General features: G+C 71.6%; 15 protein-coding genes and 1 pseudogene. 7 read left to right on the top strand and 9 right to left on the bottom strand.

Annotation, left to right across the window (positions count from 1 at the left end; translation table 11 throughout):
• Positions 1–169: 169 nt before the first annotated feature.
• Complete coding sequence (locus tag UA75_RS14355; protein ID WP_075740670.1) at positions 170–1726, bottom strand: MFS transporter; 1557 nt, start codon at positions 1724–1726, stop codon at positions 170–172.
• A 360-nt stretch (positions 1727–2086) separates the two neighbouring features.
• Positions 2087–2884 (bottom strand): isocitrate lyase/PEP mutase family protein, encoded by a 798-nt coding sequence (locus tag UA75_RS14350; protein ID WP_075740669.1) that lies wholly within the window; start codon positions 2882–2884, stop codon positions 2087–2089.
• A gap of 278 nt (positions 2885–3162) precedes the next feature.
• Here UA75_RS14350 and UA75_RS14345 point away from each other — a divergent pair, with 278 nt between their 5' ends.
• Complete coding sequence (locus tag UA75_RS14345) at positions 3163–3882, top strand: ArsR/SmtB family transcription factor (protein ID WP_075740668.1); 720 nt, start codon at positions 3163–3165, stop codon at positions 3880–3882.
• Positions 3883–4436: 554 nt separating this feature from the next.
• Here the strand turns inward: UA75_RS14345 and UA75_RS14340 are convergent.
• Entirely contained in the window at positions 4437–5051 is a 615-nt protein-coding gene (locus tag UA75_RS14340; RefSeq protein WP_075740667.1) for a winged helix-turn-helix domain-containing protein, read from the bottom strand.
• A gap of 100 nt (positions 5052–5151) precedes the next feature.
• Here UA75_RS14340 and def point away from each other — a divergent pair, with 100 nt between their 5' ends.
• Together def and UA75_RS14330 are read left to right on the top strand one after the other, a co-directional pair.
• Positions 5152–5826: a peptide deformylase gene (def, locus tag UA75_RS14335; protein ID WP_075740666.1), complete on the top strand. Its 675-nt coding sequence runs from the start codon at positions 5152–5154 to the stop codon at positions 5824–5826.
• Between the two features lie 352 nt (positions 5827–6178).
• Complete coding sequence (locus UA75_RS14330) at positions 6179–6838, top strand: endonuclease V (RefSeq protein WP_198043109.1); 660 nt, start codon at positions 6179–6181, stop codon at positions 6836–6838.
• Positions 6839–7131: 293 nt separating this feature from the next.
• Here UA75_RS14330 and UA75_RS14325 read toward each other — a convergent pair whose 3' ends face one another.
• Together UA75_RS14325 and UA75_RS14320 are read right to left on the bottom strand one after the other, a co-directional pair.
• Positions 7132–7584, bottom strand: a complete 453-nt coding sequence (locus UA75_RS14325; RefSeq protein WP_075740664.1) for a GNAT family N-acetyltransferase — start codon at positions 7582–7584, stop codon at positions 7132–7134.
• 160 nt (positions 7585–7744) lie between these two features.
• Positions 7745–8956 carry a citrate/2-methylcitrate synthase gene (locus UA75_RS14320; RefSeq protein ID WP_075740663.1) on the bottom strand — a complete coding sequence of 404 codons (1212 nt, stop codon included), beginning with the start codon at positions 8954–8956 and terminating at the stop codon, positions 7745–7747.
• Positions 8957–9047: 91 nt separating this feature from the next.
• On the opposite strand from UA75_RS14320, the gene UA75_RS14315 reads away from it, so the two are divergent.
• Positions 9048–10205, top strand: coding sequence for a citrate synthase (locus UA75_RS14315; RefSeq protein ID WP_075740662.1), 1158 nt, complete (start codon positions 9048–9050; stop codon positions 10203–10205).
• 112 nt (positions 10206–10317) lie between these two features.
• Positions 10318–11124 (top strand): LLM class flavin-dependent oxidoreductase, encoded by an 807-nt coding sequence (locus UA75_RS14310; RefSeq protein WP_075743811.1) that lies wholly within the window; start codon positions 10318–10320, stop codon positions 11122–11124.
• A 366-nt stretch (positions 11125–11490) separates the two neighbouring features.
• Here the strand turns inward: UA75_RS14310 and UA75_RS14305 are convergent.
• Positions 11491–12153, bottom strand: a pseudogene (locus UA75_RS14305) (HAD family hydrolase); the annotation flags it as partial.
• A gap of 518 nt (positions 12154–12671) precedes the next feature.
• On the bottom strand, positions 12672–16235 hold the full coding sequence (gene metH, locus UA75_RS14295; RefSeq protein WP_075740659.1) for a methionine synthase: 3564 nt from the start codon (positions 16233–16235) through the stop codon (positions 12672–12674).
• Between the two features lie 50 nt (positions 16236–16285).
• Between metH and UA75_RS14290 the strand changes: the two genes are divergently transcribed.
• Entirely contained in the window at positions 16286–17191 is a 906-nt protein-coding gene (locus tag UA75_RS14290) for a PAC2 family protein (protein ID WP_075740658.1), read from the top strand.
• Positions 17192–17504: 313 nt separating this feature from the next.
• On the opposite strand, the gene UA75_RS14285 is transcribed toward UA75_RS14290, so the two are convergent.
• Together UA75_RS14285 and UA75_RS14280 are read right to left on the bottom strand one after the other, a co-directional pair.
• The gene (locus tag UA75_RS14285) at positions 17505–17828 is read right to left on the bottom strand and encodes a DMT family transporter (protein WP_075740657.1); all 324 of its coding nucleotides are present in this window, start codon (positions 17826–17828) and stop codon (positions 17505–17507) included.
• A gap of 37 nt (positions 17829–17865) precedes the next feature.
• Complete coding sequence (locus UA75_RS14280; RefSeq protein WP_198043025.1) at positions 17866–19020, bottom strand: glutamate--cysteine ligase; 1155 nt, start codon at positions 19018–19020, stop codon at positions 17866–17868.
• Positions 19021–19666: 646 nt separating this feature from the next.
• On the opposite strand from UA75_RS14280, the gene UA75_RS14270 reads away from it, so the two are divergent.
• Positions 19667–20383: a vancomycin high temperature exclusion protein gene (locus UA75_RS14270; protein ID WP_075740655.1), complete on the top strand. Its 717-nt coding sequence runs from the start codon at positions 19667–19669 to the stop codon at positions 20381–20383.
• Positions 20384–20393 lie beyond the last annotated feature (10 nt).

Genomic DNA, 20393 nt, shown 5'->3' with positions numbered 1-20393 from the left:
GGGTTCGTGGTCGGCGACGGCCGCCGTGTCGGCGGTTCGCCCCGGTGGCGGGACGGTGGTGGACCTGAAGGATCGCCTATCGCGCCGACACCCGGTCACCGTTCGACCGGCCCGTGACGATCGACGACCCGGTCCTGGCCGGGCGACCGCTAGTGGCGCCGGAGCCGCGTCACACCGGGTCCGGCTCCTTCTCAGCGGTGTGCGACTGCCCGGCCGCCGCGGTGTCGGCGCGGCCGAGCAGCACCGCGACCAGCACGGCCAACCCGATGGCGATCACGCTGCTGGTCATCGCGACCAGCCGCATCCCGTCGACGAAGGCAGGCCGGGCCGCCTCCAGCAGCGCGGCCGCCTGCTCCGCAGGCAGCCGACCAGCCGAGGCCACCGCTCCGCCGAGCGTCTCCCGCGCCGGCTCCGCCACCGAGGCGGGCAGGCCTGCGGGCAGGCTGTCGACCATCGCGGACCGGTAGACGACGCTGCCGAGGCTGCCGAGCATGGCGATGCCCAAGGCGGCACCGAGCTCGCCGCTGGTCTCCGAGATCGCCGAGGCGGCGCCGACGCGCCGAGCCGGCGCCGCACCGATGATCTGATCGGTGGCCAGCGTCATCGTCGGCCCGAGGCCGAGCCCGATCAGCACGAAGGCGAGGACCAGGGTCGACAGCCCCGCCGTGTCGATGCCCGTCAGGACGATGGCGCCGATTCCGGCCAGGACCAGCCCCGTCGCCATGACCGGCGCGGGCCGGGCATGTCGGGTGATCACCGGGACCAGCAGCGTCCCCGCCGTCGAGGCGATCACGGACGGGATCGTCCACAGCCCCGCCTGCAACGGAGAGAGCCCGAGCACGAGCTGGAGATACTGTGCGCCGAGGAGCTGGACGCCCGACATCGCGAAGATCGCCAACAGCTGCGCGGCCACCGAGACTGAGAAGGCGGGGATGCGGAACAGCTCCGCGTCCAGCAGCGGATCGGCCAGGCCACGCTGCCGCCGCAGGAAGACGATCGCCAAGGCCACCCCTGCGGCCGCCGCGACGCCCTGCGGCCAGCCGAGACCGTCCTCCGCGAGCGCCTTCAGGCCTCCGACCGCGAGCAGGATCGCGACCAGCGACAACGCCGCGCTGATCAGGTCGATCCGCCCCGTGCCGGGGTCGCGCTGCTCCGGCAGCAGGAACGGCCCGACCGCGAGCAGCAGCACCATCACCGGGACGCCGAGCAGGAACACCGAGCCCCACCAGAAGCTGTTCAACAGCACGCCGCCCGCCAGTGGGCCGATGGCCGTGCCCACCATGAAGCAGGTCATCCACACCCCGATGGCCACCCGCCGCTGCGCCGCGTCCTCGAACATGACGCGAATCAACGACAGTGTCGAGGGCATCAGCGTCGCGCCCGCGACACCGAGCAGTGCCCTGGTCACGATGAGCATCTCGGCGCTGGTGGAGAACGCGGCCAGGATCGAGGCCGTGGCGAAGGCGGTGGCGCCGATGAGCAGCAGCCGCCGCCGTCCGATGCGGTCGCCGAGGGCGCCCATCGTGACCAGCAGGCCCGCGACGAGGAAGCCGTAGACGTCGAGGATCCACAGCAACTGGGCTCCGCTGGGAGCCAGGTCGGCGGTCAACGCGGGCACCGCGAGGTGCAGCACGGTCATGTCCATCGCGATGAGCAGCGTGGGCAGAGCCAGCACGGCGAGGCCGAGCCACTCTCGTGCGCCCGCCGACGGCGGTGCGTGCGTCATGACGATCCCTTCGATCTCCGCGCGGGCCGGTGCCGCACTGGAGATCGACGATAGAACCTCAATATTACTTCAGGTCAAGTCCCGCTCGGCCTCGATCGGCAACCGAGCCGCGCGGCAGTCGAGCCGAGGCCGCCGAGCCGGGGTACGGCCGACGCCGACCCGCCGCCTGGCACAGCCCGCGACCGCAGAAGGCTGCGCCCCGACGCTCCGGTCTCACCGGGCCGCCGCGACACCTCCCGTCGGCGCCCGCCTGCGACGGTCCCGACGAAACACCGGACGACGACACCACGCGGCGCCCGACCGACACCATCCCGTCGGGACCGGACGCACCGGGCAGCACGGCGTCCATCATCGCCGCGCTCAGGCCCGGTGCTCCGCGAAACGGGTGATCTCCGCATACGAGTAGGCCGCCGAGGCGATCGGAGCGCCTTCCCGGAGCGCCACCGCCGTGTCGACGGCCGCGGCCACGGCGGTCCGAAAGAGCAGCGACCCGGTACTGATCCGCCGCACACCCAGCTCGGCGAGGCGGTCGACGCCCAGCCCACCGGGCTGGAACAGTACGTTGAGTGGCACCGGGAGCGCTTCGACGAGGACCGCGACGTCGGCGGGCTCGGTGATCCCCGGCACGAAGACCCCGTCGGCCCCCGCCGCCGCATACCGTCGAGCCCTCACCAGCGCGGCCTGCACCGACGGGGGCTCGGCGACCAGCCAGTGCGTGTCGACCCGGGCGTTGAGGAACAGCGCGGGCGCGCGTGCGGCGATCTCGGCGATCAGCTCGCACTGACTGTCGACGTCGGCGAGCCCGTCCGGGCGGCCGTCCTCGACGTTGACGCCCGCGATGCCGAGAGCGGCGAGCTCGGCAGCCCACTGCGCGACCGCCGTCGGATCGTCGTGCAGACCTGCCTCGATGTCGACGGTGACCGGCACCGGCAGCTCCACCAGCAGCCGGGCCAGCGCCGTGGTCGCGGTGAGCGAGACTCCTCGGCCGTCGGGCAGCCCGACCGAGGCGGCGACGCCGAGGCTGGTGGTGCCGACGGCGGCGAACCCGGCGGCGACCAACGCCGCCCCCGAGGAATGATCCCAGGCGTTGGGCAGCAGCAGGGGCACGGTCCCGTGATGCAGGGCGTGGAACACCCGTGACGCCTCGGTCCGCTTCATCGTCGTCTCCCGTGGTCGTGTCCCCGCGCGCCGGATCGGCGTCGGGTCGCAGCTCGACATGCGGACCAGCGGCGAGGCCTCGTCCCGGATCGAGCACCGTCGAGGCTCCCGGCTCGTCGGCGGTCGACCGCGTGCCCGCAGGCCGCTCCGTTGCGGCTGCGCACCGCGTGGCCCTGCTCTCGTCGCGGCCCGCCTCGTCCTCGCCCGGTCGCTGACTGCGAACGCTAAGGGCGACACGGTTCGGCCGCCGCCGAAGTGTCACGACGCAGAATGGGGTCATGGCTCCTGCGCATCGAGGCGAGGCACTCGCGAACCTGGCAGGCCTGCTCGCCGATCGCAGCCGAGCGGCCATCTGTCTGGCGCTGCTGGACGGCCGGGCGTGGACCGCGATGGAACTGGCAGGCCACGTCGGAGTCGCAGCCTCGACCACGACGGAGCACCTCAACCGCCTGGTGGCGGGCGGGCTGCTCGTCGAACGGCGCCAAGGCAGGCACCGCTACGTCGAACTGGCGAACCCGGCGACCGCCACCCTGCTCGAAGACCTGGTCTCCTGGCTCGGTCCGCTGCCCGAGCGGCCGAGCGGACTGCGGGCGGTCAACGCCGCTGTCGCGACCGCTCGCGCCAGGACCTGCTACGACCATCTCGCAGGGACGCTCGGCGTCTCGATCACCGATGCGATGCTCGGCGGCGGGCTGCTCGACACGACGGCAGGCCTCGCCCTCACCGCTGCGGGGTGGGGCTGGCTGGTCGACACGATGTGCCTGTCCGAGCAGGTGCTGCGGGCCGGACGCCGCCCCGTGGTGCGGGCGTGCCTGGACTGGACCGAGCGCCGCTCCCACCTTGCGGGCGCCGTCGGGGCAGCCCTGTGTGCACGGCTGCTGGAACAGGACTGGATCCGCCGGGTCCAGCCGGGTCGCGCGGTCCGACTGACCGCCGCCGGGGTGACCGGACTGCACGCGACCCTGGGCCTCGACGCGCGAGCGCTGGGGCTGCACTGATCTGCTCGCACCGGCAGGCCATCGGTGTCGCCGGGTCAGGGCGGACGGCGCGCCGTCGGCGAAGCCGCACCGCACCCGTGGCAGGCCGAGTCGGGTCCGTTGTGGTGTGCCGTCTCGCGTTCCGGCGGGGATCGCCGTCGGAACACCCGTCGATCCGGTCAGGTCGCGGGCCCGCCCTCGGCTCGATCCGGGCCCCGGGATCGCCGCAGGCGCGACTTTCGTCCGCCCCGGCCCGCCTCCGGACGCACCGGGGCGGCATCGGTCGGCTCGGACGCCCGGCTGCGTTGCGGGCCGAGGAAACCGGCACCAGGCGACCCCGTCGCGGCGACCGTCGGGTAGGAAAATCGGCCGCGCGCGGCGGCCGCTCGTAGTCATCAGGCAGGAGCCGAGACCAGCAGGCTGCGACGACGCGATGTCGTCCGAGGGCCGTCGCGCCTACCGTTCGTTAGGCGGGCGCACCTCGACATCCGCCGATGATCAGGTCCGATCCGCGCTCCGGTCGAGACGCCTGCCGCGCGTCATCGCCGCGCGGCGGATCACTTCGCCGTGTCGGATCACTCGGGAGCAGGCTCACCCGAGCCGATCCCGGGCCTTCGCCCGTCGTCGGCCGCCGCGTCCGCGATCAGCGGGAAGAGCCGTGTGATCGCGGCGACCGGCGCGGCCCCCTCCGGGCGGGCCTCCGAGCGCGCGTCTCGGCTGCGATACCGCGCGAGCAGCTCCCGAACGGCGGCGCCCAGCTCCGTCAGCTCCTCCGGCGTCAGATAGACCACGGCGCTGAAGGCCTCGTCCCGCTGCCAGCGAGCCGGGGCCGCCGAGCGGTGTTCCAGCCAACGCCGGTGGCTCTCGTCCTCCAGACCGCGCGCCAGTTCACCGAAGCCCGCCTCCTCGGCGGGCACGACGTCGGGCCGCTCGGTCCGCAGAAGCCGCCACGGTCGCGCCCGCCCGCCCTCGTGCGGGGCCTCTTCGATGTAACCGTGTCGGGCCAGGCTGCGCAGGTGGAAGGAGCACAGCCCTGAGCTGTAGCCGAGCGCCTTGGCCGCCTCGGTCGAGGTCAGGGTCTCGGTGTCCTTCATCAGGTCGAGGAGGGCCGCCCGCACTGCGTGTTCCGGAAGATCGTCGTGGTGTGCCGAGGGGGCCGGGTCGGAGTCGGGGATACCATCACTGCTCACGTTGCAAAGTCTGCTACTTTGCAAAGCACTTGGCAAACTTCGCGGCCCGCGACGACGTCAGCAGCACGCCGGGCCGCACCGCAGAGAGGTGTCGTGCCCCATGACAGTGGGTTCGGATCGTCCCCGCTTCGTCGATCGCCGAGTACGTGTACTGGGCAAGCCGGTCGACGGCGCCTTCCCTCGTCGGGCTCCCGAGGCCGAGCGGGGCTCGGTGCTGCGGGTGACGGTCGTCGGCGAGGAGGTCCTGCATCGTCCGTGCCAGGACGTCGTCGACTTCGGCACGCCGGAACTGACCCGCCTGATCGACGACATGTTCGCGACCATGTACGTCGCCGAGGGCGTCGGCCTGGCGGCGAACCAGGTCGGCGTCGACCTGCGGCTGTTCGTGTACGACATCCCGGACACCAGCGGAGTCCGGCACGTGGGCCACATCGCCAATCCGGTGGTCGAGGACATCCCCGCCCCGGAACGCAGGCTGGCGGACGGCATGGAGGGCTGCCTGTCGGTGCCCGGCCCGTTCATGACGGTGGCACGCCCCGACCGCGCCGTGGTGCACGGCCAGGACATGCACGGCGAACCGCTCACGCTGGAGGGGACCGACTTCTTCGCCCGCTGTCTCCAGCACGAGACCGATCACCTCAACGGCAGGCTCTACATCGACCGGCTCTCCGCGCGCGACCGTAAGGCGGCGCTGCGCGAGATGGCCGAGCGACGCGAGGAGATCTTCGCCGCCAGGGCGGCCCGCGCCGAGGCGCTGAAGGACATGAGTCACTGAAGGACTGCGGGACTGAAGGACTGCGGGGCCGAAGGCTAGCGGCTCTGAAGGGCAGCGGGGCGCACGACGAGGTGACCGGGGAGGACTGCGGGCCGCCCCGCGCGAACGGACCGGGAGCACCAAAGGACCTGACCACGGGACCGGTCCGGCTCTCTGACCGCGAGCAGCGGTCGCGGCACGCTCGGTGCCGGGCAGAATCGGTCTCGGGCGGAGTGTCGCCAGGGGGCGGTGTCCGGCCGGGCCTGCGGGTCCGTCCACCTCGGCCGAGCCGCCAGGAGGAGTCGCCGGCAGGCAGCGCAGCCGCCCGCGAGCACCGTTCACCGGGGCGCACCCGCCTAGCATTCTCCGCGTGATCCAGGTTCGTGATCTTCATCCATGGCCGACGACCGAGGTCGAGGCGCTCGCCGTGCAGGAACGCCTACGGCCGCTGGTCCGGCTGGAAGCGCCCGTCCGCCCGCCGAAGACCGCAGCGGGCCTCGACGTCGCCTACGTCGGCGACGACGGGACGCTGGTCGCCGCCGTGACGGTGCTCGACGTGGCGACGCTGGCCGTGCTCGACAGCGTCGTGGTGCGCGCCACGACGTCGTTCCCCTACGTGCCGGGGCTATTCGCCTTCCGCGAGGCGCCCGCGCTGCTGCGGGCGCTGGAACAGGTGAAGGTGCTGCCGGACGTCCTGGTGTGCGACGGCCAGGGACTCGCCCATCCGCGTCGATTCGGGCTGGCCTGCCATCTGGGCGTGCTGACCGATCTGCCGAGCATCGGGGTCGGCAAGAACTCGCTCGGACCGTACGACCCGCCCGGGAGTGCTCGCGGCGAGTGGACGCCGCTGCTACTGGACGGCGAGGTGGTCGGCCGGACCCTGCGCACGAGGCCGAACGTGAAGCCGGTCTTCGTCTCGGTCGGCCACCGCAGCGACATCGAGGCGGCGTGTGCGCTGGTGCTGCGGCTCACGCCGTGTCATCGACTGCCGGAGACCACCCGCACGGCCGACCGCCTCGGCCGGATCAGCTGATCTCGGCAGCGATGTGCCGCGGTCGGTCGCCGACCGGCCACGGCGAGCCGTGCAGATCGGGGCCGTCTTCTCTCCCGGCGGCCGAATGCCCTGCCCCGCCTGCGGCCCGACACCGCCGCCCGGGAACGCGGACGACGTCGAGGCGGGCGCAGGCACACGCCCTGATCGGGCTTCGCCGCCGGTCTGCGCCAGGCGGGCGGACGACGCCTCGAAGGCGACGAGGTCAAGTGCGGGCCCACGCACGCGCACGCCACCGCCACCGCCCGGCGCAGGCCCACAACGGCCGACTGCCGTCAGTCCAGGAGCCGCTCGCCGACGACCTCGCCGTGGAAGATCTGTCCCGTCGGGGTGAAGCCGATGCGACGGTAGAAGCCCTCGGGTCCCGCCGGGTGCACCTCCCACATGACGGTGACGCGCCGCTGTCCCCGGCGACGCGCCTCCGCGCAGAGCTCCTCGACAGCGAATCGTCCATAGCCCCTGCCCTGATGACCCGCCGCGATGTTGAGTCGCCAGATCCCGCACCGGAACAGGTCGACCGGGTTCTCCGGGTCGAAGCCCGCCATCACGAAGCCGACCAGATCCTGGTCGTCGTAGACCAGGCGTGGCCAGGCGGACTGAGGCTGGGTGTAGGCCTCGGCCAGCGAGACCGCGACCGGTGCGACGACCGCTTCCTGATCCGGTTCGACGGTGAGTGCGCAGGCATCCCGAACGTTGTCCGGCGTGACGGGTTCCAGGCGAAGGGGCATGGCCGGGCACGCTAACCGTCGGCACTGACAGTTTCGATCACGCTGAGGCCTGTCGTGTCGGCGCAGCTCCGCCGACACGACAGGCCGCGACGCCGGGACGCCGATCGGCACGCGGGCCGCCAGGCGGGCGCCCCGGCTCGCGCAGACCCCGCGTCGGCCGTCAGCGAATCGGCCGGGCTCCGGTGTAGACGCCGACCGGCCGGAACCGCAGGGAAGGCTCCCGGTACTCCTCGATCGCATGGGCGAGCCAGCCGACGACCCTGGAGACGGCGAAGACGGCCTCACCCGCGTCGGGGCGCATGTCGTAGGCGTGCATCATCGCCGCGAGCGCGAGGTCGATGTTCGGAAAGGCCGACGGGTTCTGACCGCGCAGTCGGTCCGTGACGGTGTCCAGTGCTCGCAGGGCCGGTTCGGCCTCGCCCGACTCGCGCAGCAGGGCGATCAGGAGCTCGGCTCGCGGATCGCGCCGCTGGTAGACCCGATGGCCGAAGCCCGGCACCGTGCCGGAGGTGCGCAGCCGGTCCGACAACGCGTCGACCGGATCGGACAGCGCCTCGCCGAGGAAGCGGTAGGCGAGGCTGCTCGCGGCTCCATGGCGGGGCCCGTCGAGCGCGCCGAGCCCGGCGGAGACCACGGCGTACGGATTGGCCCGCGTGTTCGCCGCGACCCGTGCGGCCACGGTGGACACCGCGAGATCATGATCGGCCAGCAGGATCAGGACCGCCGTGAGCAGTCGGGGGCGCACCGGCCGCGAGGTCAGGACCGGCCACACGCGCAGCGCGACCGTGTCGCCCTGCGGGGCGTCCGGCGCGTGCGCTGCGGCCAGGACGCCGAGCAGCGTCTCCCCCGCGCGGATCACCGACTCCGGGCTCAGCGCGAACCGCAGCGGGTCCAGTGCGCCCAGCGCGACGACGGCGACTCGCAGCCGATCCGTCAGTCGCGCGGTCCTGGGCAGCACCGCGATGGCGGCCTCGGCCGACTCGACGAGATCGGCGGGCGCGGGAAACGGCGGACGGTCGGCGAGGTCGCCGGTCCAGAGCAGATGCGCGACAGACTCGACCGTGGTGGTCGTGGCGAGGTCGACCGCGCGATGGCCCCGGAAGTACAGCTCGTCGTCGGCGATCAGGGTCAGTTCGGTGCGAATCCGCTCGACCGCTCCCGAGGCCTGCCTGCCGTCCCGGCGCCGCTCGGCAAGGCCTTCGACCTCGTCCTGCCGGAACACGCTCCCCCGGCCGCCTCTGGCCCGCACGCTGCGGAGCAGACCTCTGCTGACGTAGGCGTAGACCGTCGCCTCCTTGACGTCCAGGCGATGCGCCACCTCGGAGGTGGTCAAGTAACGCGAATCACCCTCGACGGCAGTGGAGTCGGCCATGACCTGCGATCCTCCCGTGAATGTTGACTGTATCAATATTGACAATACATGACCGCAAAGTCGACAGTGCAGGCAATCAAGGAGGTGCACCATGTCTGTCACGGTGGACGGATCGATCGAGGTTCCGCCGGGTCTGCGTGACGTCGTCGTCACGACGACCGAGATCGGCGACGTTCGCGGGAGAGAGGGCTTCTACCACTACCGGCAGTACTCGGCGATCGACCTGGCCGCGTCCTGCTCCTTCGAGGAGACGTGGTTCCTGCTCCTTGAAGGACGTCTCCCCAGTGCGGCGGAGCTGACGAGCTTCGTCGCGGAGATCGCCCCGCTGCGAGTGCTGCCCGACCAGCTGCGCACACTGCTGCCCTCGATCGCGGCGCTCGGCGCCGCCGCCGATCCGATGTCGGGCCTGCGGACGGCCCTGTCCGCCTTGGGCGCGGCCCATGGACTGCCCGCGCTGTGGGACGCCGCCCCGGATCGACGGCGGGCCGACGCGCTGCTGGTGTGCGCGGTGACCCCGACGATCCTCGCCGCGTTGTACCGACTCCGCGCCTGTCTGGAGCCGATCGAGCCCCGCGCGGAGCTGTCGACCGCCGCGAACTGGCTCGCGATGCTCGGGATCTCCGACCCCGCTCCCGCGCACGTCCGAGCCGTGGAGACCTATCTGATCGCGACCATCGACCACGGCTTCAACGCCTCCACCTTCACCGCCAGGGTCGTGGCCTCGACCGGAGCCGATGTCGCGTCGGCGGTGACCGCCGCGATCGGGGCGTTCACCGGGCCACTGCACGGCGGCGCCCCGGACCGGGCGCTGGACTCCGTCGACGAGATCGGCACCCCCGACCGCATCGACGACTGGGTGCGCGCGAAGGTGCTGGCGGGCGATCGCATCATGGGCTTCGGCCATCCCGTCTATCGCACCGAGGACCCGAGGGCCGTACTGCTGCGGGAGAAGGCACGCGAGTTGGGCGGGCCGTTGGTGGAGTTCGCTACGACGGTGGAACGTCGGGTCGTCGAGATCCTGGCAGAGGTGAAACCAGGACGAGAGCTGTACGCCAACGTGGAGTTCTACGCGGGCGTGGTGATGGAGTTGTGCGGGATTCCGCGCTCGCTGTTCACCCCGACCTTCGCCGTCAGCAGGGTGATCGGCTGGACCGCCAACATCCTGGAGCAGGCCGAGGGCGGCCGGATCATCCGCCCGGCCGCCCGCTACGTCGGCCCGAGCGCACCGCAGCCGCTGCCGCCTCGCTGATCACGACCCCGGTGCACGCCTCGCCGGGTGGGCCTGCGGCGCCTGCCCACCGATCGCCGCAGGCCCGATGCCCGGGGGAACAGGCCGACGCGTGCGGCTGTTGTCACACGACATGACCATCGAGACAGGTGTGTTTCTTCCGTCCTCGTCGCCCCGCCCAGGGCAGCCGATCTCGGTCGAGATCCGGGAGAGCGCACGATTCGCCGAGGAGGCCGGTCTCGACTCGGTCTGGTCCACCGACCACCTGGTGGCGAGCGCTCCGATCATGGACAGCACGGTGGTGCTGGCCACCGCGGCGGCGGTGACCGAGCGGATCACCCTCGGCTTCGGCGTGCTGCTGCCCGCGCTCCGGCCCGCCGCCTGGGCGGCGAAGCAGGTCAGCACGCTGCAACTGCTGTCGGGCGACCGCATCGTGCTCGGCGTGGGCACCGGCAATCCCGAGCACGGCGACATCGGCTGGCGAGCGGCGGGGGTGTCCTTCCAGGACAGGGGCGCGCGCACCGACGAGGCGCTGCGGGTGCTGCCCGGCTTGATCACCGGAGCGGCGACCGTCCTCGACGACGGGACGGCGGTGACCCTGGCTCCGGGATCGACCCTGCCGCCCGTGCTGGTCGCGGGCAACGGGAGACGGGCTCTGCGTCGGGCGGCGGAGTTCGGCGACGGCTGGCTGTCCATCGGAATGTCCGTGGAGCAGGTGGCCTCGGCTCTCGTCTCCCTGACCGAGCTGGCCGAGGAGCACGGTCGGCCGAGCCCGCGCGCGGCGGTCGTCGCTCCCGTGCTGGGCACCGATCCGAGGCAGGCCGCAGACCAGCTCGCGGCGTACGCCGCCGCAGGCACCGAGCGGGTCGTTCTCGCGCCGACCGGGGCGGGCTGGCGACAGGACTACGAGTTCGCCGCAGCGGTGCGGGCAGCGGTCTAGTCGAGCCGGGTCCCCGGCCCCGCTCCGCGCCGGGCGGCTGTGTCGGGTAGTCGGTGTCGGTGTCGGGGGGTCGGGTCGGCAGTCTGGCCCGGCAGTGGCGGCGGGACAGCATCGGTAACGGCCGGGGTCGGTATGGCGTGGTCGGCGACGCCGAGCGCCCGGCAGTCTCACCCGCAGCCGCGCTCAGCTGCCGCCCACTCTCTGCACCGCCCTGCCTGCCTGCCTGCCGCCGCCCGGCCGCAGGCAGGCCGAGTCTCCCCAGCGACCTCGATCAGCAGGCCCCCTGGCCCGGTGACCTTCGGAGCATTCGGGGGCAGCGAGACCACCGGCTCACGCCGTGACCGGGGACCGCTCGACGTCGGCGACTCAGGACGTCATGGCAGGCAGCAGCTCCGAGAGGAGGACGGGATCGACACCGACGAGCGACTCCCGCAGCACGCGGCGCTCCCCTGACTCGACGGGCACCTCACAGGGCACGACGAGCACCGTGCACCCCGCCGCCACCGCCGAGGCGACACCGACCGGCGAGTCCTCGACGGCGACGGCGTCGGCGGGATTCACTCCGAGCGCGGCGGCGGCCTGGAGATACGGGGCCGGGTGCGGCTTGTTGTGCGGCACCTCGTCGCCGAAGACCGCGGCGGCGAACAGTTCGGAGCCGACGGTCTTGAGCGCGACCTCGCCCAGCGAGCGGATCGTGGAGGTCACCAGCGCCATCGGCACGCCGGCGTCGTGGACGGCGTGCAGCGCTTCCTGCGCACCGGGCCGCCAGAGCAGATCGGTGCGGAACAGCTCCCTGGTGAGGTCGGCGACCCTGGTCCCGGCCGAGGCGACCGACTCGGGCGTCACCGGCAGGCCGAGGTCGCCGAGCAGGATTCCCATGCTGTTGCTCATGTTCGAGCCCACCATCGCGGCTCTGGCCTCGGCACTGATCACGCCGCCCAGCTCGGCCGCGGTCTGCTCCAGGGCGATCGCCCAGAGCTTCTCGGAGTCGAGCAGGGTGCCGTCCATATCCCAGAAGACGGCGGCGAGCCGCCCAGGAGATCCAGCGGCGAGCTCCCCAACGGATCCAGCGGCGAACTCCCCATGAGATCCAGCGGCGAACTCCCCAACGGATCCAACGCCGAACTCCCCCGGGGCTCCAGCGCCGAACTCCCCAGCAGATCCACCGGCGAACTCCCCAACAACAGATCCACCGGCGAGCCGCCCCGCCGCTCCGTACTCCTCTTCGGCATCAGCCGGACCGGCTGCGTCGGCGACGCGGAGTTCGACGACCTCGACGACCTCGACGGCGGCGCCGGAGACGTCTGCGGACGGCAGTCGAGCGGCGTCCACGACGGTCGATCCGCCGGGCTCGACAGGAGTGGCGGGGGTGGCAGGGGATTCGGCGACGGCACGCTCGTCGGATTCGGTGGCGGGCCTGGCTCGGCCGTCCTGCGGGGACGGTCGGGTCACGTGTGCTCCTCGGGTCGCGATCACCGGCACACGGCGGCAGGGGCCGAGGATCGAAAACCGCCTCGCGGCTCCTCGGCCCCGTGCGCCGGGCGGGATCAGGTGTTGAAGTAACCGGCCTCGGGGTGGTGGGTGACGATCGCGTCGGTGGACTGCTCCGGGTGCAGCTGGAACTCCTCCGACAGCTTCACGCCGATCCGCTCCGCGTCGAGCAGTTCCACGATCTTCGCGCGGTCCTCCAGGTCGGGGCAGGCCCCGTAGCCGAGGGAGAACCGAGCCCCACGGTAGGCGAGGCGGAAGTACTCCTCGACCTCGGCCGGGTCCTCGTCGGCGAGCGAGCCGCCGGAGGACCAGTGCAGCTCCTCCCGGACGCGCCGATGCCAGTACTCGGCCAGTGCCTCGGTGAGCTGGACGCCCAGGCCGTGCACCTCCAGGTAGTCCCGGTAGGAATCGGTGGCGAACAGCTCGTTGGCGAAGTCGGCGATCGGCTGGCCCATGGTCACCAGGGTCAGCGGCAGGACGTCCACCACGCCCTCCTGGATCGCCAGGTCCCTCGGGCGGAAGTAGTCCGCCAGACAGAGCCGTCGATCCTTGGCCTGGCGGGGGAAGGTGAAGCGGAAGCGCTCCGCCGCGTCCGGCCTCGGCTCGGTGAGCACGACGACCGAGTCGCCGTCGGCGACGCACGGGAAGTAGCCGTAGACCACCGCCGCGTGGGCGAGGATGCCCTCGGTGGACAGCCGGTCCAGCCATTCCCGCAGCCGAGGACGGCCCTCGGTCTCCACCAGCTCCTCGTAGCTGGGCCCGCCGCCGCCCTTGACGCCGCGCAGCCCCCACTGGCCGAGGAAGGTGGCCCGCTCGTCCAGCATCGCCGCATAGCCCGCCAGCGGGATTCCCTTGACCACCCGGCTGCCCCAGAACGGCGGTGTCGGCACCGGGACGTCCGTGGCGATCTCGGATCGCGCGGGCTGCACCACCTCGGCGTCGACGGCGGCGGCCTTGGCCTTGCGCTCCTCGGCGATCCGCCGGGACCGCTCGTGTCGGGCGCGACGCTCGGCGATCCTGGCCTCCTCCTCGGGGTCGGCGATCACCAGGCCGCCCCGCTTCCTGGTCATGATCCGGTCCATCAGCCGCAGGCCCTCGAAGGCGTCCCTGGCGTAGCTGACGTGTCCGGAGTAGACCTCGGAGAGGTCGTTCTCCACGTAGGAGCGGGTCAGTGCGGCGCCGCCCAGCAGCACCGGCCAGCGTTCGCCCACTCCCCTGGTGTTCATCTCCTGAAGGTTCTCCTTCATGATCACCGTCGACTTCACCAGCAGGCCGGACATGCCGATGACGTCCACCCGGTGCTCCTCGGCGGCGTCGAGGATGGCGTTGATCGGCTGCTTGATGCCCAGGTTCACGACCTGGTACCCGTTGTTGGACAGGATGATGTCCACCAGGTTCTTGCCGATGTCGTGCACGTCGCCCTTGACGGTGGCGAGCACGATGCGGCCCTTGCCGTCGGAGTCGCTCTTCTCCATGTGCGGTTCGAGGTGGGCGACGGCGGTCTTCATCACCTCGGCGGACTGGAGCACGAACGGCAGCTGCATCTGGCCGGAGCCGAACAGCTCGCCGACGGTCTTCATCCCGGAGAGCAGCGTGTCGTTGATGATCGCCAACGCGGGGCGCTCGACGAGGGCCGCCTCCAGGTCGGCCTCCAATCCCTTGCGCTCGCCGTCGACGATGCGCCGCTGCAGCCGGTCGAACAACGGCAGAGCGGCCAGCTCCTCGGCCCTGGAGGCCCGCGCGGAGGACGCGGTGGCCCCCTCGAAGAGCTCCATGAGCCGCTGCAACGGGTCGTAGTCCTCCCGCCTGCGGTCGTAGACCAGGTCGAGCGCGACCTCCCGGTGCTCGTCGGGAATCCGTGCCATCGGGAGGATCTTCGACGCGTGAACGATGGCGGTGTCCAACCCGGCCTCCACACACTCGTGCAGGAACACCGAGTTGAGCACCTGCCTCGCGGCGGCGTTCAGTCCGAAGGAGATGTTGGAGATGCCGAGCGTGGTCTGCACCGCAGGATGCAGACGCTTGAGTTCGCGGATGGCCTCGATGGTCTCCACGCCGTCGCGCCGGACCTCCTCCTGACCGGTGGAGATCGGGAAGGTGAGGCAGTCGACGATCACGTCCTCGGTGCGCATTCCCCAGTTCGTGGTCAGGTCGTCGAGGATCCGGGTGGCGATCCGCACCTTCCCCTCGGCGGTGCGGGCCTGTCCCTCCTCGTCGATGCACATGACCACGACGGCGGAGCCGTGTTCGGAGACCAGCTCCATGGTCCGGTGGAAGCGGGAGGTCGGCCCCGTGCCGTCCTCGTAGTTCACCGAGTTGACGACGCAGCGCCCGCCGAGGCGTTCCAGCCCCGCGCGCAGCACCTCCGGCTCGGTGGAGTCGAGCATGACCGGCAGCGTGGACGCGGTGGCGAGCCTGCCCGCGAGTTCGCTCATGTCGGCCGCTCCGTCGCGGCCGACGTAGTCGACACAGAGATCGAGCAGGTGAGCGCCCTCCCTGGTCTGCGCGCGGCCGATCTCGACGCAGTCGTCGAAGCGGCCGTCGAGCATCGCCTCCCGGAAGGCCTTCGAACCGTTGGCGTTGGTGCGCTCGGCGATCATCAGGACGCTGGCGTCCTGCCGGAAGGGCACCGCCTGGTAGAGCGAGGCCACCCCCGGTTCGGGGCGAGGCCTGCGCGGCGCAGGGGTGAGCCCGGCGACGGCGTCCACGACCGCCGAGATGTGCGCGCCGGTCGTGCCGCAGCAGCCGCCGACGAAGCCGACCCCGAACTCCGTCACGAAGCCCGCGAGGGCCTGGGCCAGCTCCTCCGGGCCCAGCGGATACTCGGCGCCGTCGGGACCGAGCTGCGGGAGTCCCGCGTTGGGCATCACCGACAGCGGAATCCTGGCGTACTGGGACAGCTGGCGGAGGTGCTCGCTCATCTCGGCCGGACCGGTGGCACAGTTCAGGCCGATCAGGTCGATCCCCAGCGGTTCGAGTGCGACCAGGGCGGCGGTGATCTCGCTGCCGAGCAGCATGGTCCCGGTGGTCTCCACGGTGACCTGGGCGATCACCGGGACGGTGATGCCCTCGTCGAGCATGGCCCGCCGCGCCCCGAGCACGGCCGCCTTGGTCTGCAGCAGGTCCTGACAGGTCTCGATCAGGATGGCGTCGGAGCCGCCGGAGAGCAGCCCCCGTGTCTGTTCGGCATAGGAGTCGCGCAGCGTCGCGTAGGTGACGTGCCCGAGCGTGGGCAGTTTGGTCCCCGGACCGACCGAGCCGAGCACGAACCTCGGCTTCTCCGCCGAACTGAACTCGTCGGCCGCCCCCCGCGCCAGGGCCGCACCGGTATGCGCCAGTTCTCGAATACGGTCGGCAATGTCGTAATCAGCCAGATTGGCGAGGTTTGCCCCGAAGGTATTGGTCTCGACTGCATCGGCACCGGCCTCAAGATATCCTCGGTGCACCGCGCGAACGACATCCGGCCGAGTGACATTGAGGATTTCGTTACAGCCTTCCAGCCCCGCGAAATCATCCAGTGTGAGCGGCCAGGACTGCAGCATCGTCCCCATGGCCCCGTCGGCAACCAGGACCCGGGCGGAGAGGGCGTCCAGAAACGGCGACGTGACACGATCCGACATGCGCCCAGCCTACGGTCTTCAGCCTAGGGCCAGGGTCGTAGTCTTGAGCGGTGACCGACCCGGAATTGAGCGCTGACGAGGCTGAGGCGACGCCGCCGACCCTGACCGATCCGGTACTCGTGGCCGCGTTCGAGGGTTGGAACGACGCTGGTGACGCGGCTAGTACCGCTATCGAGCACCTACAACTCGCCTGGGATGCCACCCCCCTGTTCGAGCTCGATCCCGATGACTACTACGACTTCACGGTGACTCGACCCACCATCCACCTGGTGGACGGTGTCACCCGACGAGTTGAGTGGCCTACGACGAGGATGACTGTCTGCCGTCCTCCGGGTGCAGCCCGTGACGTCGTTCTGCTCCACGGTATCGAGCCGAACATGCGCTGGCGATCGTTCTGCGCCCGCCTCGTCCAGGAGATCGAGAAGCTCGGCGTCACGACCGTCATCACCCTCGGCTCCCTTCTCGCCGACACCGCGCACACCCGGCCGGTGCCGATCACCGGCAGCGCCTATGACAGCGAGGCCGCGACGCGTTTCAACCTCGAACGCTCTCGATACGAAGGCGCTTCGGGCATCCTTGCGGTGTTCCACGACTACTGCGTGCAGGCAGGCATTCCCGCCGTCTCCTTCTGGGCCGCGGTGCCGCACTACGTCTCGCAGGCACCCGCGCCCAAGACGACACTGGCCCTGCTTCGCCGCGTAGAGGACGTCCTCGACATCGAGGTTCCGGTCGGCAGCCTCCCCGAGCAGACCGAGGAATGGGAGCAGACCGTCTCGGAGATGGCCGACGAGGACGAGGACGTCGCCAACTACGTACGCGCCCTCGAAGAGCGCGGGGACGAGATCACCCTCACCGAGGCCAACGGCGACGCCATCGCCGCCGAGTTCGAGCGCTATCTGCGGCGACGACACCGTGGCGGCTGGGGCTCCGGCGGCAAGGCAGGCGGCTCCGTCTGAGCGGCGGGTCGGCCGAGCGGGCGGGCCGGCTGAGCAGGCGGCTCCGTCTGAGACCGTCCCGGCTGCTCGCAGGGCAACTCGACACGGCCAGGCCGGGCTCCTGCCACGACGACGTCGTGCGCCTGCTGCTACTCAGCGGCGGTGTCGGCCCCGACGACTGCGAGACGGCCCGGCGCTCCGGGCAGACAGCGCAGTCCGCGGCAGGCCGGGCCGACACCGGCCCGCCGCGACCGCCTGAGGACCTCGGAGGTTCACCACGTGCGAAAGCCCACCGGCGCGACGGCCGTCGGGCGCCAGGCCGGGTCGGCGGCGATCAATGGGCGGCCCCCAGCTCCAAGGCGAGGACTCCCCCGATGATCGCCACGATCCCCAGGCTCTGCACCCAGGTCATCCCGTCACCGAGGAAGACCGCGCCGATCACCGCGACCAGGGCGACCCCGGCGCCCGCCCAGATCCCGTAGGCGATCCCGAGCGGAACCCCGTGGATCAGGGTCCTCGAGAGCAGGAAGAACGCGGTGGCATAGCCGACCACGGTGATGATCGACGGGATCAGTCTGGTGAACCCCTCGGACAGTCGCAACGAGATCGTCGCCGTCACCTCGGTCACGATGGCGAAGGACAACAGCAGGTAACCCACGGCGACGCTCCTGAATCCTGGACAAACGTCCAGCACTCTAGTCGATCGGCGCTGCGGACTCCTCAGTCCGGCGGCGCCGCAGGGCCGCCTGCTCCTCGTCCGCCGTCGCGGCCCGGCCCGCCAGCAAGTCGACGAGATCCCGAGAGGACCCCCGCCTGCCGAAGGCGGCGCGCTGGCGGGCGGCCGCCGAACCCCGCCGCCGAACCGAGGCGAGCAGCTCCGCCACGAGGAGCTCGTCGCCCATCGCGACCAGTCCGGGCCGTGCCCAGGCGAGCATCCGGTCGATCAACAGTCTCGCGGGCAGCAGCTCCCCGGTCGCCGGATCGAGGCCCATGCCGTCCACCCCGTCGCGCGCGGCCCGCCAGAGCGCGAGCCGCAGCGTCGAATCGGCGGCAGGCGGCGCGGGCAGGCCTGCGTCGATCCTGGCCAGCGCGGTCGCGGCCAGGCCCCGCACGACCAGCGCGAAGAGCACCGCGTCCTCGACGGTGGGCATGACGTCGGCCACGCGGATCTCGATGGTGGGCAGATGAGAGGAGGGCCGGATCATCCAATAGACCATCCCCTGGTCCAGCGCGGCACCCGAGCGCAACAGCTCCCGCACCGCAGCCTGGTACTCCGCCACCGAGCCGAACATCGGCGGCGGGCCGCCGGAGGGCACCTGCCGCCACAGGACGCTGCGCCAGCTGGCGTGTCCGGAGTCGCGCCCTCGGAAGTACGGCGAATTGGCGCTCAGGGCGAGCAGACCCGGCAGGAAGGCGCGGAGCTGATCGCTCACCGCGACCGCGTGATCGAGGTCGGGCATCCCGATGTGCACATGACAGCCGCAGGTGAGCAGGCTCTCCATGACTCCGCCCAGCTCATGGGCGATGCGTCGGTACCGACGGGTCTCGGTGAGCGCGTACGGGAGGCTCGGCTCGTGAATCGGCACGCCGCAGGCCAGTAACGTCTGTCCCGCCCGCTGCGCGGCGGCGACCAGTTCTCGACGGCCCTGGCCCAGGCGCCCCGCCAGCTCGTCGGCGGTCCGGCACACCGGGGAGACCGACTCCACCTGGAACTCGGTGATCTCGGCCGCGTACTCGACCTCCCCCGCACGCGCCGTCCGAAGTACTTCGGCAGCCCCCGTGGTGCACCGCCCCGTACGGCTGTCGACGAGGAAGAACTCCTCCTCGACACCGAAGGTGAGCGGTTCCACCGACGGCGGTCGCTGAACAGGGAGTCCACCCGAAAGGCCACCGTTGGCACCGGTGGCGATGGGCGTGATCCGTCGGCCGTCCGCTGTGAACGTCATCGCAGGTGAACCAACCCCTCGCTTATCGGCCTGGCCGGCCGGGGGGATGAGCAGAAGATCTCCATGGTCTGCCCTGTGTTGCCGAGCCGGCTACGGTCGGCGATCGTTGTCACCCGGGTGACACGCCGCGTGCGGCCGGAAGCACCAGTGGTCGTCGTCCCACCGGCGGCCTGCCGTCGGCACACCGCCCCGGGCCCGGCAGCGCGGTCTGGGCGGGCGGGACCTCGCGCAGCCCGCACGCGATTCGACCCGCCTCGGGCGGACCGCCCGCGCCGACGCCGACAGTCCCGTCTTTCGCCGAGAAGACATCCGACGCACCGGGCTCCGGCACCGTCGACCCGGCCGAGTTCCAGGGTAGTCCTGCCGGCAGCCGGGCCGGTCGGATCGGCGGCGACACCGCACGAGCACGCACACCCACCGGGCGTGCCTGCCCGACCATCCGCAGCCCGCGGTCCGCACAAGATCATGAATGTCGCCAGGCACACAGAGCGCGAACGAACGGGCATGGGTTTAATCGATCTCGTAGGACTTCTCACGAGGGGCGGGCACCATGCGACGGCGTTGGCGATGGGCACTGGCGGGCACAGCCGCCCTGGCGGTACTGCTGGGCACCCCCGCGGCCTGGGCCTACGGCAGCAGCGCAGGCCGGATCGTCGACCCCGACGACGCACCGGAGACGGATGTCGCGCTGGTCCTCGGTGCGGGCGTGCGTCCAGAGGGCAGACCGTCCCGGCTGCTCGCCGGGCGGCTCGACGTGGCGGCCGAGCTCTACCACGAGGGCGTCGTGCGTGTGCTGCTGCTCAGCGGCAGCGTCGGCCCCGGCGACTACGACGAGCCGGGCACGATGCGGGACTATCTCGTCCAACGCGGTGTCCCTCAGGAGGCGATCGTCGAAGACCCGTCGGGCAACGACACCTGGGAGTCGTGCGTGCGCACGCGAGACGTCTACGGCGTGCGGGAGCTGATCGTGATCAGCCAGCGGTTCCACCTGCCCCGCGCGGTGGCCCTGTGCAGGTCGGCCGGGCTCGACGTCCACGGCGTTCCGCACGAGTCCGGCCAGACCAACCCGGGCGGTACCCGCTTCGGGTATCTCCGTGAGACCGGCGCCCGGCTGCCCGCGATGATGACCGCGCTGTTCAAGAGCCCCGAGGAGGTCATCGAGGCCGACCCGGACTCGGCGGTCACCGACGCGCTGGCCGCGTCCGCCGTCGCCTCGGCAGGCGCCCCGCCCCGGCCGCCCACGACGGAGGGTCGCGAGGCCGAATGATCGAAAACAC

It is taken from the genome of Actinoalloteichus sp. GBA129-24, assembly GCF_001941645.1.
GTDB classification, from domain to species: domain Bacteria; phylum Actinomycetota; class Actinomycetes; order Mycobacteriales; family Pseudonocardiaceae; genus Actinoalloteichus_A; species Actinoalloteichus_A fjordicus.
The sequence above is the reverse complement of the archived record's forward strand: the minus strand, read 5'-3'. Positions and strand labels throughout refer to the sequence as shown.